At 56.9% G+C, this 13,764-nt stretch carries 14 protein-coding genes; 5 read left to right on the top strand and 9 right to left on the bottom strand.

Annotated features, from left to right (window positions below; all coding sequences use genetic code 11):
• Window positions 1–159: 159 nt before the first annotated feature.
• The 8 genes from WG891_RS12855 to WG891_RS12820 form a co-directional block, all read right to left on the bottom strand.
• Window positions 160–984 (bottom strand): alpha/beta hydrolase, encoded by an 825-nt coding sequence (locus WG891_RS12855; RefSeq protein WP_337263078.1) that lies wholly within the window; start codon window positions 982–984, stop codon window positions 160–162.
• Window positions 985–1,037: 53 nt separating this feature from the next.
• Window positions 1,038–2,366, bottom strand: a complete 1,329-nt coding sequence (locus WG891_RS12850; RefSeq protein WP_076941257.1) for an MFS transporter — start codon at window positions 2,364–2,366, stop codon at window positions 1,038–1,040.
• Between the two features lie 36 nt (window positions 2,367–2,402).
• Window positions 2,403–3,416, bottom strand: a complete 1,014-nt coding sequence (antC, locus tag WG891_RS12845; RefSeq protein ID WP_337263077.1) for an anthranilate 1,2-dioxygenase electron transfer component AntC — start codon at window positions 3,414–3,416, stop codon at window positions 2,403–2,405.
• Window positions 3,417–3,478: 62 nt separating this feature from the next.
• Window positions 3,479–3,979 (bottom strand): anthranilate 1,2-dioxygenase small subunit, encoded by a 501-nt coding sequence (gene antB / locus WG891_RS12840; protein WP_337263076.1) that lies wholly within the window; start codon window positions 3,977–3,979, stop codon window positions 3,479–3,481.
• A gap of 17 nt (window positions 3,980–3,996) precedes the next feature.
• Window positions 3,997–5,388: an anthranilate 1,2-dioxygenase large subunit gene (gene antA, locus WG891_RS12835; protein ID WP_337263075.1), complete on the bottom strand. Its 1,392-nt coding sequence runs from the start codon at window positions 5,386–5,388 to the stop codon at window positions 3,997–3,999.
• Window positions 5,389–5,546: 158 nt separating this feature from the next.
• Entirely contained in the window at window positions 5,547–6,467 is a 921-nt protein-coding gene (gene catA / locus WG891_RS12830) for a catechol 1,2-dioxygenase (protein WP_337263074.1), read from the bottom strand.
• Window positions 6,468–6,757: 290 nt separating this feature from the next.
• Window positions 6,758–7,048: a muconolactone Delta-isomerase gene (gene catC, locus WG891_RS12825; protein ID WP_076941261.1), complete on the bottom strand. Its 291-nt coding sequence runs from the start codon at window positions 7,046–7,048 to the stop codon at window positions 6,758–6,760.
• Window positions 7,049–7,077: 29 nt separating this feature from the next.
• Entirely contained in the window at window positions 7,078–8,187 is a 1,110-nt protein-coding gene (locus tag WG891_RS12820) for a muconate/chloromuconate family cycloisomerase (protein WP_337263073.1), read from the bottom strand.
• A 112-nt stretch (window positions 8,188–8,299) separates the two neighbouring features.
• Between WG891_RS12820 and WG891_RS12815 the strand changes: the two genes are divergently transcribed.
• The gene (locus WG891_RS12815) at window positions 8,300–9,217 is read left to right on the top strand and encodes a LysR family transcriptional regulator (RefSeq protein ID WP_337263072.1); all 918 of its coding nucleotides are present in this window, start codon (window positions 8,300–8,302) and stop codon (window positions 9,215–9,217) included.
• 4 nt (window positions 9,218–9,221) lie between these two features.
• On the opposite strand, the gene WG891_RS12810 is transcribed toward WG891_RS12815, so the two are convergent.
• Window positions 9,222–10,055 carry an IclR family transcriptional regulator domain-containing protein gene (locus tag WG891_RS12810; RefSeq protein ID WP_337263071.1) on the bottom strand — a complete coding sequence of 278 codons (834 nt, stop codon included), beginning with the start codon at window positions 10,053–10,055 and terminating at the stop codon, window positions 9,222–9,224.
• Window positions 10,056–10,297: 242 nt separating this feature from the next.
• Here WG891_RS12810 and WG891_RS12805 point away from each other — a divergent pair, with 242 nt between their 5' ends.
• Genes WG891_RS12805 through pcaD form a run of 4 tightly spaced genes read left to right on the top strand, consistent with a single transcriptional unit; the run spans window position 10,298 to window position 13,611 of the window.
• Window positions 10,298–10,984 carry a 3-oxoacid CoA-transferase subunit A gene (locus WG891_RS12805; protein ID WP_337263070.1) on the top strand — a complete coding sequence of 229 codons (687 nt, stop codon included), beginning with the start codon at window positions 10,298–10,300 and terminating at the stop codon, window positions 10,982–10,984.
• A 9-nt stretch (window positions 10,985–10,993) separates the two neighbouring features.
• Window positions 10,994–11,674, top strand: coding sequence for a 3-oxoacid CoA-transferase subunit B (locus WG891_RS12800; protein WP_076941266.1), 681 nt, complete (start codon window positions 10,994–10,996; stop codon window positions 11,672–11,674).
• On the top strand, window positions 11,652–12,854 hold the full coding sequence (gene pcaF, locus WG891_RS12795) for a 3-oxoadipyl-CoA thiolase (RefSeq protein WP_337263069.1): 1,203 nt from the start codon (window positions 11,652–11,654) through the stop codon (window positions 12,852–12,854). Before WG891_RS12800 ends, pcaF begins: the two co-directional genes overlap by 23 nt.
• A gap of 1 nt (window position 12,855) precedes the next feature.
• Window positions 12,856–13,611, top strand: a complete 756-nt coding sequence (gene pcaD / locus WG891_RS12790) for a 3-oxoadipate enol-lactonase (RefSeq protein WP_337263068.1) — start codon at window positions 12,856–12,858, stop codon at window positions 13,609–13,611.
• Window positions 13,612–13,764 lie beyond the last annotated feature (153 nt).

The following is a 13,764-nucleotide window of genomic DNA, read 5'->3' as shown; positions in this document are numbered from 1 at the left end:
AGGGAATGCTTATCAGCTCATGCCGGTCAGTAAAGCACAAAACTACATAATCAGGCATCAATGGCTAAAGGAAACACCCCCTCTCCCTGTGGGAGAGGGAACTCGTTCACCTGAACTGGCCAGCGTTATACGTTCCTTGTTGTTTCGACCACCAGCAGGCTACTGAGTCAGTAAATTCCGCAACGTCTGCAACAGTTTGCCCCCGGTTTGGAACTCATTCAGTAAAGAGAAATGGTTACACCCGGCAACGCGCTGGTACATAACATGGTTGCCACATTGTGCCAACGCTTCGGCATACTCTTGCGAATGGCGAATCAATTCGGGTAACTCATCGTCCCCCACCTGAACAGCAATCGGCCCCCCTAAACCGACAGAATGTATCGGGCTATAGTCACTGATTTCTTTTGGTGTCAGCGCGAGCTTATCATTCAGCCAGCTCAAACTGATGGGCTCCAGATCCACCAGCGCGCTGAGCGGCATCGCATGTGAGATTAGCGGATGCCCACGGTGAAGCGCCGTAAGATGCCCGCCCGCAGAATGCCCAGACAGGCACACCTTGCCGGGGGTGAGATTAAACATTGCCTGGTTGTTATGCAGAAAATCCAACAGAGCCCCAATCTCATTGACGATGGCTGTCATTGAGGCTTCAGGGGCCAAGGTATATTCCGCCAGAATAACGTTGATATTGCTGTTACACGGGCCTTGCGCGATAAAAGCAAAATCTTCTTTATTGCAATTCTGCCAGTAACCGCCGTGGATAAATATCAGCGTTGGCGCATCCTTCCCGTGAGCCGGGAAAAGGTCAAAACGGGTTCTGGCACCATTAGCGTAAGGGATATCACGCTGAACGTTGGCCGCGGCATACCAGGCCGCACTCCGCTGTTGAAATTCAGCCAATAACGCTGGGAAATCACGCACGGCCTTGGTGTTATTGTAGGCCGCATAAAGCTGTAAACGATCCATATTCCGATAAAGGGGTGGCATACCGTTCTTCCCGCTTTGCTCAAATCCCGTGCCTCTCACCGCTTGCGTAGAGATTAAGAGGCAGCCAGCCGTGGGTTAACAAAAAACATGCAGCCTGCGGCCAGTAACGACGGCAGGGCAAAAGCCATGAAGTTCTGTTGCAAGGTTAATTCCAGATCGATTAATAACCCCCCCGCGAAAGGGCCGAGAATAGCACCGATGCGCCCGATCCCCAATCCCCACCCAAGCCCCGTTGCGGTCATGGTACTAGGGTAAAACCGCGCAACATAAGACGTCATGGCGATCTGAGTGCCAATCGTGCTGGCTCCGGCAATAATTAATAACAAATAAAGAAGGCTCATTGAGCTTTGCACCCCCAGCAACGCAATTGTCACCGAGCCCAGCAGGAAATAGGCGATCAGCACCGTTCTGCCACTCACTTTATCCATCAGCCAGCAGCTTGTTAACGCCCCGGAGATAGTGCCGAAGTGCAGCGCAAACAGAAACATCAGGCTGGAGCCCAACGGATAACCCGCCTGCAGCATCAGTTTAGGTAACCAGGAGGTCATGCCATAGATCACATACAGCGACATAAAGAACACCAGCCAGAACATCAGAGTGCTTAACATTCGGCGATCGGCAAACAAGTCGCCGATCGCCATTTTTACCGGCCCTGCCCCGAGAGCGGATTGGCTGACAAACTCGGTTCCTGGTTGATGAATATAATCTGGTGCGATTTTTTCCAGCGCATTCTTTAAACGTTCATTCTGCTTGGTTTTAATTAAGAAGGCCGCTGACTCCGGTAAGTGCTTTAACATCCAGGGTAAGAACAAGATGGGGAAAATAGCGACGTAAAAGATAGACTGCCAGCCCAGCAGCGGAATTAAGTAGATACCTAATATCGCGGCCCACATCCCACCGATGGAATAGCCACTGAACATCAAGCCCACCATCAAGCTGCGTTTGCTTTTCGGCGAATATTCGCTGGTGAGTGCAGTCACGTTAGGCATTACGCCACCCAGACCAATGCCAGCGATAAAGCGGCACCAGCCAAACTGCGAGGCATTAACGGTAAATCCGCACAGGAAGGTAAATAAGCTGAAGGTGATCACGCAAAGGGTAATCACCTTCTTCTTACCTATTTTGTCGGAAAGTGAGCCTAACGACAGCGCACCCACCATCATGCCAATCAGCGTATAACTCCCCAATAAACCGGCCTGCGTTGCGGTTAACCCCCAGTCAGCCATTAATTTGGGGAGAATCACCCCCAGCACGGCGAGATCGTAACCATCGAATATAATAATGTAGGCGCACCAGAAAATAGTCAGCCGATGGATATTCTGAAATTTTGCATTGTCGATTATTGGCGTAATATCAACGACGTTTATCTCGATCTGAGCCATACAAGCTCTCCTTGGCGTAAAAGTATCGAACGGATATCAGCTGGAAACAAAACGCTCAAAATACACCTGATGTTCGGCTACCGGTTGAGCAGACAGCCAGTTGCAGGTCGCTTCGATCATCGGCGGCGGCCCACACAGATAGGCATCGAACGGTTGTTGCAGCAGATGGCTTTCCAATGCATTGGTCACCCAGCCTTTTTTACCCTGCCATGCAGCGCTGGGATCGACCACCACCACCTGATAGCTGAAATGAGTCAGCCGTTGGCTCAGAGCGTCGAGCCGCGCCAGCTCGCTGATCTCACTCTCACGGTTTACCCCGTAATACAGTGCGATCGGTTGCCCTCCGTCCCCTTGTTCGGCCAGGCTTTCCAGCATACTGAGAAACGCCGACAGCCCGGTGCCCCCGGCAACAAACAGCAGCGGGCGTTTCACCTCACGCAGATAAAATGCGCCGAACGGGGCGGTAAAGCTGATGCTGTCCCCCACCTGGCAACGCTGGCGCAAATAGTCACTCATCAACCCGCTCGGCAATAAGCGGATCAAAAAGCGCACTACCGCCGATTGCGCGCTGGCACTGGCATACGAATAGGCGCGGCTTTCCTCACTGCCGGGGATCTGAATGCGCGCGTATTGCCCAGGCAAGTAGTGCAATTCCGGCGATCCTTCATCCAGCGTAATCTCCAGGGTGGCGACCGTATCAGAGAGTAGGTTCAGCGCACTGACCCGTCCGCGATAGTGCTGCTGGCTGAGGTTGCAGATGCTGGAGTCGATATCAAAGTAGAAAGAACCTGGCGATGTCAGCCGGGTCTGGCAGGCCAGCATGTAGCCCTGTTCAAGCTCGCTGGCGCTCAGCGCCTCATCATCGACGTATTCCATTTCGATGGTTCCCGATTCACAACGGCCACGGCAGGTGGCGCAAACCCCTTCACGGCAGTCCAGCGGCAACGAGATCCCGTGACGAAAAGCCGCATCAAGCAGTTTTTCATTCTGTTCAACCTGAATAAACTGCGTGAGTCCATCCCGGAAAATAATGGCGGCGCGATGGGTCATGGTCACTCCTGTATCAATACTGTTTATAACAACGGCGGCCGTGGCCGCCGTCCTGAGGCAAATCAGAGATGGTAGAAATCGAGCACTGAATCGATCTTGTCATTCAGCAGCAGCACATGTTTGCTGGTGATTTTTAACTGCCCTTCCTGCCAGCACAGGCGATAGGTAGCCCGGCCAAAGAAGTGGCGGCTTTCACCAAAGCGGTAGTAGTGCGTCACCCAATTGACCTTAACGACCAGTTGACTAATGTCAGCAGCCTGGCAGCGCACGTTGTCGATCAGGTGCAACGTGCGCGGCATCGGCGTACAGGCGGCCGACTTGCCGGTGCGAATACGGAATACCCGATCCTCCAGGCCAGAACGGTTGGCATAGTAGATCAGCGACATTTCCCGCTTCGGATCCTGAGTGTATTCATGTTCACTGCGCCACTGCGGCACGTGAAACTCGGCCTCTTCGGTGAAGTAGCTGAGATAACGATCCCAATCCTGCCGATCGCAGGCGTCTGACACCTGGTATAAAAATTGCTCAACGGCATAGTGCTGCTCAGGCGTGATGTTTTGCATGATTTATCTCCGTCATTTCAGCGGGCCGCCGCCTGCGCTATTTTTTTCTCCAGCCCCGCCAACATCATCTGCTGCCATGCGCGGTGCTGATTGACATACAGCCCTTCGTGGGTAATTTCGGTCCCGGTGATCGCGGGCGTAATGTTGAGAATGTCGCTGTTACGCGTTGCGCCGTACTGCCAGTGCTGATGCCCACGGGAGATATCGCTCCACGGCGTGCTGCGCGCTTCGAAGCCACGCTGCTGTTCGCGGAACTCCACCAGATCGTCCGGCGTTCCCATGCCGGATACGTTGAAGAAGTCTTCAAACTGGCGGATACGGCTTTCGCGATCCCGATCGGACTCCCCTTTCACCCCCAGGCACAGGCTGATCACTTCGGTTTTGTTCCAACTGACCGGGCGGATAATGCGCAGTTGGGAACTGATCTGGTCCATAAAGAACAGGCTCGGGTAGATGTTGAGGTTACGCAGGCGGTGCATGGTCCACTGCGCGCGCTCCTGCGGATATTTATCCAGCAGGCGCGGCATGATGCGGGCATAGCCGGGGCGCACATCGGCGGCGTTGGGCATATCGCTGAACAGCAGGCCGTGGCCATGTTTGAACGAGAACCAGCCGTCGTCGGTGTCTTTATCCCCAGCCCCCAGTTTGCTGTAGTCGAGCGTGCTGTCGCTGGCACCGTTACGCTGAATATTCAGCTCGCGGCGGTGGTTGGCCGTCGAGACATAGTTGTAGTGAACGGTGCTGACGTGGTAACCATCCAGCCCGTTCTCGTTCTGCAGCTTCCAGTTGCCGGGGTAGGTATAGGTCGAAACACCGGGCAACACTTCCAGTTCGGCGTTTTCAGACTGCTCCAGCATCATGTCGAAGAACAGCGTGGTGTCGCCCAGGAAATCGGTCAGGCTCTGCTCGGATTCGGTATCCAGGCTGATAAACACAAAGCCGCGATAGCTGGCGATACGCGCCGCTTTTAAACCATGGCGGCTTTTATCAAAGTCGCTGCCGTATTCCGCCGGGGCCTTTACCTTCGCCAGCGCGCCGTCAGATTTATAGCACCAGGCGTGAAACGGGCAGGTAAAGGTGCTTTGGTTGCCCTGACAAACGCGGGTCAATGTTGCACCACGGTGCTGACAGGTATTCGCCAACGCGTGCAGCTCACCCTTACCGTCGCGAGTGACCAGCATCGGCTGGCGGCCCGCTTGCACGGTGATGAAATCGTGCGGATTAGGGATCTGGCTTTCATGGCAGGCAAAAATCCACTGCTTCTCGAAGATCAGCTCCATTTCCAGGTCAAACAGCTCCTGGTTGGTAAACATTGAGCGGGCGATGCGATAAACGCCCTCCTCTGGCCGAAAGTCGAGGCTGTTTTCAATCACATGCTGCCAGTGTTGTAACTCTTGTGGCGTGCTCACATTCATGCTCCTGTTATACCCTTGGCCCCTGGTTGTGCGCGTGCAGCGTGCAGTACCAAGCGGCTGAATATATTAAAATAATGAGGACAGGTGTTGCTCCGGCGGGCGTTATTCAACAGAGACTCACTGCCCCTGAGCAGAGGCAGTGACAGGCCGGGCTACGCTTGAGCGCGTTTGCGTTCCACTTCGGCTTCTGGCGCGGCAGTGCGTTCTTTATGCAGCGTGAAGTTGAAGTCGATCGAGGAGAAAGGCTTACTGAGCTGCTTGCTGTCCAACTGATCCGGTGCCGTGACCTTATTTACCTGCGGCACCAGCCCTTCGCGGCTGGCGAAGGCGAAGTCGTCCCACAGATATTCATCACCGTCGATGTTGATCTGCGTGGTGAGCTTGCGGTAACCGTCGGCATAGACGAAGAAGTGGATATGCGCAGGGCGGCGGCCGTGGCGGCCCAACAGGTTCAGCAACTGCTGAGTGGAGCCTTGCGGCGGGCAACCGTAGCCAGACGGCACGATGCTGCGGAACTGATAGTTGCCTTGGCTGTCGGTCACGATGGTGCGGCGCAGGTTGAACGCCGATTGGCTCTTATCGAAGAACGAATAGTTGCCCATCAGGTTAGCGTGCCAGACCTCGACGGTGGCCCCCGGCAGCGGTTTGCCGTTGGCATCCATCACCGTACCCTGCATAAACAGCACTTCACCTTCGGCACTTTCTGTGCCGTCATCCAGGCGGGCAAAGCCCTGGCAGACCGGTGCACCGGCCACATACAGCGGCCCTTCAATGGTGCGCGGCGTGCCGCCGGTCAAGCCGGCTCTGGCTTCGGCTTCGTCGGCACGAATATCAATGAAGCGCTCCAGCCCCAGCCCTGCGGCCAGCAGCCCCATTTCGTGGCTGGCACCGGTTTCCGCCAGGTATTCCAGCCCTTTCCAGATTTCACTCGGCTGAAGATCGAGATCCTCAATCGCTTTAAACAGATCGCCCAGCAAACGTACGGTAACCTGTTGAACGCGTGGGTTAACTTCGCCTTTGGCGGTGTCAACAATAAAGCTGTTGACCAGGGTGTCGATGTCGTTATGAGTCATGTCATTGCTCCGTATTGATATTGGCAGTAAACAATTACTGAGCCGAGGGGGTACAGTCCTGCGGCTATACCCTTCATACTTCAAGTTGCATGTGCGTTGGCTTTCCTCGCTCACCCCGGTCACTTACTGATGTAAGCTCCCGAGGATTCGCTGCGTTGCTGCCTTCCTGCAACTCGAATTATTTTGGGTACATTCTGTTTTTAACGGCTTCTTTTTATTCTCCCCGCCGGTATTTGCCCGGCAGGGAACAGCGACATAAACATTGGCAGGTGATGCACCCGCGGCCTAACTCAGCGATCGTCCTCCCTGATTGAGGAAGGGTGACGACATAGCGGCATAACCTGAATCTTCATGTAGGGGAACAGCGGCAGCTGCGACAACAGTTGGTGCAGCTCATCAATACTGCTGACGTCAAACAGGCTGATGTTGGAATACTGCCCCGCAATGCGCCACAGATGGCGCCATTGGCCGCTGGCCTGTAACGCCTGCGACTGGGCTTTTTCCGTTGCCTTTAGTGCGGCAGCTTCTGCTTCCGGCATCGAGGCGGGTAAATTAACGTCCATTCTTACGTGAAACAGCATAGCGATAGGTCCTTTAGCTTAGAGTTCTGTCAGCCACGGCGCAGAGCGGCGACTTTGTCGCGGTCGATCTCAACACCTAACCCCGCTCCGGTGGGCACCTGCAGCATAAAATCGCGGTAAACCAAGGGCTCGGTGAGGATGTCTTCGGTCAGCAACAGCGGGCCGAACAGCTCGGTGCCCTGGCTGAGATCGCTGAAGGTGGCAAATACATGGGCCGATGCCGCAGTACCAATCGCCCCTTCCAGCATGGTGCCGCCGTATAGGCCGATCCCTACCAGCGCAGCGATATCGGCCACCTGCCGCGCCTGAGTCAGGCCGCCGGACTGGCTGATTTTCACCGAGAACACGTCAGCCCCGGCATGGGTGGCCAGATCAAAGGCATCCAACGGCCCTTTCAGCACTTCGTCTGCCATAATCGGCACGGTAAAACGCCTGGCAAGCCGGGCCATGCCAGCGCGGTTTTCTGCCCGGATGGGCTGTTCGATCAGATCGATCCCGCCCGCCTCCAGTGCGGCGATGCCGCGTTCCGCATCCAGTTCGCTCCAGGCCTGATTGACGTCGACGCGCACGCTGACGTCATCCCCCAATGCCCGCTTGATCGCCAGCACGTGTGCCACATCGGCTTCTACCGCCCGCAGGCCAATCTTGAGTTTGAAAATGCGATGACGGCGCAACTCCAGCATCTTTTCTGCTTCCGCGATATCTTTCTGCGTATCGCCGCTGGCCAGCGTCCAGGCCACCGGCAGGGCGTCACGCACCCGCCCCCCCAGCAGTTCGCTGAGCGGGATATTCAGCCGCCGCGCCTGCGCATCCAGCAACGCCGTCTCCAGCGCGCATTTGGCAAAGCGGTTGCCCTGAATCGACTTGCGCAACCGGGCCATCGCCGGTGCCACCTGGCTGGCATCCATCCCGATCAGCAGCGGTGCCAGATAGGTATCAATATTTACCTTCACACTTTCCGGGCTTTCTTCGCCGTAGCTCAGGCCACCGATGGTGGTTGCTTCGCCCCAACCTTCGATCCCGTCGTCACACAGCACACGCACCAACACCAGGGTTTGCACATTCACCGTGGCCACCGACAGGCGGTGAGGACGGATTGCCGGCACGTCCAGCAGCAGAGTTTCAATGGTTTTAATCATATTTTTACGGTATCAAACTTAGCGGATTCAGGTTGTATATGACCCTATATCCAACATATGCTGGCCGTCTAACACCGATTTAGCATCGTCTTCATACCTTAAAGGTATCAATATGGAACTGCGTCATTTACGTTATTTTATCGCCGTCGCGGAAGAGCAGAATTTCAGCCGCGCGGCAGAACGGCTGCACATCAGCCAGCCGCCGCTCAGCCGACAGATTCAACAGTTGGAAGACGATTTTGGGGTAATGCTGTTTGAGCGCGGTTCCCGCCCGCTGAAGCTCACCGAAGCGGGCCGTTTCTTGTACGGCCATGCGCTGCAATTTCTGGCCCAGAGCGTGGAGCTGAAATCAATGACCCAGCGGGTTGGGCAACTGGAACGTTCGCTGTCGATTGGTTTTGTTGCCTCAACGCTGTACGGGATCATGCCGCGGCTGATCCGCCGCTTCCGCACGCAGTACCCGGAAGTGGCGATGAGCCTGCAGGAGATGACCACCATGGAGCAGATCCAGGCGCTGAAAGAGGGCCGCATCGATGTGGGCTTTGGCCGCATCCGCCATGAAGATGCCAACGTGCGGCGCATCATCCTGCGCGATGAAAACCTGATGGCAGCCTTAGCGGCCGATCACCCGCTGGCGAATGCGCCTGAACTGACGCTGCGCCATTTGCAGGCAGAAACCCTGATCGTTTACCCGCAAACTCCTCGGCCAAGCTTTGCCGATCAGGTGCTGGCAACCTTTCGCGATCGTGCGCTTGAGCCACGTAAAATCATGGAGGTCCGCGAGCTGCAGGTGGCGTTGGGCCTGGTGGCCGCAGGCGAAGGCGTCACCTTGGTTCCTCAATGTTTGCACAGCCTGAAGCGCCAGGATGTGATCTACAAAGCCTTGAATGAACAGTATCTGGTTTCCCCGATCATCATGAGCACCCGGCTGCTGGATGAATCGGAAGACATCAAAACGCTGCTGCACATGATCTACAGCCTGTATGAAGAGGAAGGCATCACCTACATCAAGCCCGCGTCGCTGGGCTAAAAGCCTATAGCAATAACGCCAGCTCCATCGCCGTGCGCTGTAGCTGGGGCAACACCCTTTCACGCAGCTCTGAGGCCGGGACCTGCGAGGCATTAACCCCTACGTTCATCGCCGCCACTACCCCGCCTTTGCGCGAGTACATCGGCACCGCGATAGAACGCAGGCCAAGTTCCAGTTGCTGATCGTTGATCGCATAGCCCTGGCGGCGCACCTGCTCCAGTTCAGCGCGCAGCGCCTCGGTGCTGGTCACGGTGAAACCGGTCAACGGTTCGATCGCGACACGCGATAGGTACTCTTCCAACTGTTGAGCATCCAGCGCGCTGAGCAGCACCATGCCCATTGAAGTGGCATAGGCTGGCAAGCGGCTGCCGCGCCCCAGATCGATAGTCATAATGCGTTTTACCGAAGCGCGGGCGATATACAGGATATTGTCGCCGTCCAGCGTCGCTACCGAGCAAGATTCGTTCAGCAGCTTGCTCAGGTAATCCAGTGAGTTCTGCGCGGCTTTCGCCAGCTCTGAGGATGAAAGATAGGCGTGGCCCAGGGTTAACACGCGGGGTAACAGGCGATAGTGGCGGCCATCCGGGCAATGCACAAACCCCAGCGCATTCAGCGTATACAGGCACCGGCGCACCGCAGCCCGCGGAATGCCGGTGATCTGGCTGATCTCTGACACCGACATCTCCGAATATTGCGGCTTAAACGCCTGCAATACTTCCAGCCCTCTGGCCAACGAGGCCATAAAATTCGGATCGCCCTTGTATTGGTCGTTGGCCAATTCGCTGATCTCCTGCAGCCGCTGCAACTCTTCGGTAGCAAACTCCGGTTTATCACTCATCCTTGCCTCCAATTACTCCTACGAATCACCGCACTATACCCTCAGCAACCCGAAACAGCCTGATAGGCGGCGGAAAATGCCAAATTCTCTACCTGCGTCACAAAATTAACATCAAAATAACAAATGTTCCGATAATCGCACAATATGATGATAATCGCACTTGTCGCTCAATTTTTACTCCTCTAAGTTAAAACCAGCCAAACCTCTTGGCACCGCAATCAACCGCATACTCAGGAGAAGCAATGATCAACAAAAGCATGCCTTCCACCGACGCCGCCGTGGCCGATATTCATGACGGCGCCACCCTGATGGTGGGGGGGTTTGGCCCGGCAGGCCAACCTTATGCTCTGCTGGATGCCCTGATCCGCCGCCGCCCGCGTGAGCTGACGCTGATCAGCAACAACGCGGGCAACGGCGATTTCGGCCTGGCGGCGCTGCTGAAAGCCGGTTGCGTACGCAAGGTGATTTGTTCGTTCCCGCGCCAGTCTGATTCATGGGTATTTGACGATCTCTACCGCCGTGGCGAACTGGAACTGGAGCTGATCCCGCAGGGCAACCTGGCTGCACGCATTCAGGCCGGTGGGGCTGGGCTGGGGGGAATTTATACCCCGACAGGCTATGGCACCTTGCTGGCTGAACATAAGGAAACCCGCGAGATCGATGGCCGCCAATATGTGTTCGAACTGCCGCTGAAGGCCGACTTCGCGCTGATCAAGGCCGAGCGTGCCGATCGCTGGGGCAACCTGGTGTACAACAAAACCGGGCGCAACTTCGGCCCGATCATGGCAATGGCCGCTACCTGTACCATCGCCGAGGTTAATCAGCAGGTTGCGCTGGGTGAACTGGATCCGGAAACCGTGATTACCCCCGGGATCTTCGTGCAGCGCCTGGTTATCTCCCCCGCCAACGCTCAACAGCTTTCAGCTTAAGGAATGGTTATGTCAAAACTCACTCATGCGCAGCTGGCCGAGCGGATTGCCCGCGATATCCCGGAAGGGGCCTACGTGAACCTGGGGATTGGGATCCCGACCCAGATCGCCAACTACCTGCCCGCCGACAAAGAGATCTTCCTGCATAGCGAGAACGGTATTCTCGGTATGGGCCCAGCCCCCGCCGCCGGTGAAGAAGATCCCGAGCTGATCAATGCGGGCAAACAGGCGGTCACCCTGCTGCCCGGCGGCTGCTTTTTCCACCACGGCGACTCTTTTGCCATGATGCGCGGCGGGCACCTGGATATTTGTGTCTTGGGCGCCTATCAGGTTTCGCAGCGTGGTGATTTGGCCAACTGGAGCACCGGCGCGCCAGGTGCCATCCCGGCGGTGGGCGGCGCGATGGATTTAGCCATCGGTGCTCGCCAAGTGTATGTAATGACCGAACACCTGACCAAAAAAGGCGAGTGTAAGATCGTCAAAGAGTGCACTTATCCTCTGACCGGCGTTGGCTGTATCGACCGTATCTACAGCGATCTGGCGGTGATCGACGTTACGCCACAAGGTTTGGTAGTGCGCGAAATCTTTGGCGGCCTGACGCCGCAGCAGCTGCAGGACATCACCCCGGTCGAACTGACTTTTGCCCTTCAACAGAGAGAGAAACAGCATGAATCCAGCGTATCTGTGTGATGCCGTCCGTACCCCGTTCGGCAAGCTCAACGGCAGCCTGGCCAGCATCCGCGCCGACGATCTGGCCGCCCTGCCGCTTAAGGCTCTGCAACAGCGCCACCCGGCGCTGGACTGGAGTGCGCTGGACGATGTGCTGCTGGGCTGCGCCAATCAGGCCGGTGAGGACAACCGCAACGTGGCGCGGATGGCGCTGCTGCTGGCGGGCCTGCCTACCTCCGTCCCCGGCTGCACCATTAATCGCCTGTGTGGCTCCAGCCTGGATGCGGTAGCAATGGCCGCACGCGCCATCAAAACCGGGGAAAGCGATTTGCTGATCGCCGGTGGCGTAGAGAGTATGTCGCGTGCGCCGTTCGTGATGGGCAAAGCGGAAAGTGCCTTCAGCCGCAGCATGCAACTGGAAGATACCACCATGGGCTGGCGCTTTATCAATCCGCAGATGAAAGCGCTGTACGGTGTGGAATCCATGCCGCAAACTGCTGAAAACGTGGCGCTGAAGTTTGGCATTAACCGCCACGATCAGGATGCTTTTGCGTTACGCAGCCAGCAACGCACCGCCGCCGCACAAGAGAGCGGCTTCTTCGCCAATCAATTGACGGAAGTCAGTATTCCGCAGAAAAAGGGCGAGCCGCTGCTGTTCACTCAGGATGAACACCCTAGAGCGACCACGCTTCAGGCGCTGGAAAAACTGAAACCGGTAGTCACCCCACAGGGAACCATCACCGCGGGCAACGCGTCCGGCCTTAACGACGGCGCTTGTGCATTGCTGTTAGCCAGCGAACGCGGTATGCAGCAGCATGGCCTGCAACCGCTGGCGCGCATCGTGGCCAGTGCCGTAACCGGCATTGAACCGAGCATTATGGGCTTTGGCCCGGTGCAAGCGGTGCGCAAAGTGTTGAATCTTGCCGGACTGAAGCTGGATCAGATGGACGTATTCGAACTTAACGAAGCCTTTGCCGCACAGGCGCTGGCGGTCACCCGCGAACTGGGGCTGGCGGACGACGCGCCGCAGGTGAACCCGAACGGCGGTGCCATTGCTCTCGGCCATCCTTTAGGCGCCTCTGGCGGCAGGCTGGTGATGAATGCCGCCTGGCAACTGCAAAAAACCGGTGGCCGCTATGGCTTATGCGCCATGTGTATCGGCGTCGGCCAAGGCATCGCCCTGATTATCGAGAGAGTATGAGATGACTATCGACTACCGCCTGGATGGCCCCAGTACAGCACCTTTGTTGGTGTTGTCTAACTCACTGGGCACCACTTTTGAACTGTGGCAACCGCAAATGGCGGCGTTGACGCAACGGTTCCGCGTGCTGCGCTACAACCAGCGGGGCCACGGCACCACGCCGCTGCCAGCGGTGCCGCTAACGCTTGAGATTTTGGGGCAGGACGTGATCGCCCTGCTCGATAAGCTGGATGTGGAACGCGCCTATTTCTGCGGTATCTCGATGGGCGGGCTGACCGGCCTGTGGCTCAACCGTTATCATCCGCAGCGTTTCCACAAGCTGGCGGTGGCCAACACCGCTGCGCGGATCGGCAGCGCAGAGGGTTGGCAACAGCGCGCACAGCAGGTGCAGCAAACAGGGCTGGCCCCTATCGCCGCCGCTTCTCCCGCCCGTTGGTTTACGGAGGATTTCCAGCGTGACCAAGCGCAACTGGTCGCCAGCTTGGTAAAACAATTGGCACAGGGCAATGCGGCGGGCTACGCTGCCTGCTGCCAGGCGCTGGCGCAGGCCGATTTGCGGGCAGAAGTGCCGCACATGCTGGCACCGCTGCTGGCGATCGCCGGGGAACATGATCCGGTTACCACCGTGGCCGATGCCGAATGGCTGGTGGCCAACGCGCCGGATGCCGTGCTGGCTATCTTACCCACCTCGCACATCTCTAACGTGGCTTGCCCGCTGCGGTTCAGCCAGCAGGTGCTGCAGTTCTTCGCAGTGTAAGTCTCCAAGCCAGGCAGGGGAGCCTGTCTGGCTTTAACATACTGGACGACTCTATTTTTTCTGGCGCTAAGCCACATTCCGTATTGCGCTCCTTCAAGAGAACGTTTTCTCCCGATCTGCCCTCGCAGCCCGGCTCGGTAACGCCAGGCGCTG

It is taken from the genome of Serratia sp. MMO-28 (genome assembly GCF_037199905.1).
Lineage (GTDB): Bacteria > Pseudomonadota > Gammaproteobacteria > Enterobacterales > Enterobacteriaceae > Chania > Chania oryzae.
This window is presented reverse-complemented; position numbering and strand designations above follow the sequence as displayed.

What these genes read in the sequence shown, in the direction of transcription:
- WG891_RS12810 (WP_337263071.1), bottom strand. Translation starts at nt 10,055, where the DNA reads ATGAGTGATAAACCGGAGTTTGCTACCGAAGAGTTGCAGCGGCTGCAG.
- antB (WP_337263076.1), bottom strand. Translation starts at nt 3,979, where the DNA reads ATGCAAAACATCACGCCTGAGCAGCACTATGCCGTTGAGCAATTTTTA.
- antC (WP_337263077.1), bottom strand. Translation starts at nt 3,416, where the DNA reads ATGACCCATCGCGCCGCCATTATTTTCCGGGATGGACTCACGCAGTTT.
- WG891_RS12805 (WP_337263070.1), top strand. Translation starts at nt 10,298, where the DNA reads ATGATCAACAAAAGCATGCCTTCCACCGACGCCGCCGTGGCCGATATT.
- catA (WP_337263074.1), bottom strand. Translation starts at nt 6,467, where the DNA reads ATGACTCATAACGACATCGACACCCTGGTCAACAGCTTTATTGTTGAC.
- pcaD (WP_337263068.1), top strand. Translation starts at nt 12,856, where the DNA reads ATGACTATCGACTACCGCCTGGATGGCCCCAGTACAGCACCTTTGTTG.
- WG891_RS12850 (WP_076941257.1), bottom strand. Translation starts at nt 2,366, where the DNA reads ATGGCTCAGATCGAGATAAACGTCGTTGATATTACGCCAATAATCGAC.
- catC (WP_076941261.1), bottom strand. Translation starts at nt 7,048, where the DNA reads ATGCTGTTTCACGTAAGAATGGACGTTAATTTACCCGCCTCGATGCCG.
- WG891_RS12815 (WP_337263072.1), top strand. Translation starts at nt 8,300, where the DNA reads ATGGAACTGCGTCATTTACGTTATTTTATCGCCGTCGCGGAAGAGCAG.
- WG891_RS12820 (WP_337263073.1), bottom strand. Translation starts at nt 8,187, where the DNA reads ATGATTAAAACCATTGAAACTCTGCTGCTGGACGTGCCGGCAATCCGT.
- WG891_RS12855 (WP_337263078.1), bottom strand. Translation starts at nt 984, where the DNA reads ATGCCACCCCTTTATCGGAATATGGATCGTTTACAGCTTTATGCGGCC.
- pcaF (WP_337263069.1), top strand. Translation starts at nt 11,652, where the DNA reads ATGAATCCAGCGTATCTGTGTGATGCCGTCCGTACCCCGTTCGGCAAG.
- WG891_RS12800 (WP_076941266.1), top strand. Translation starts at nt 10,994, where the DNA reads ATGTCAAAACTCACTCATGCGCAGCTGGCCGAGCGGATTGCCCGCGAT.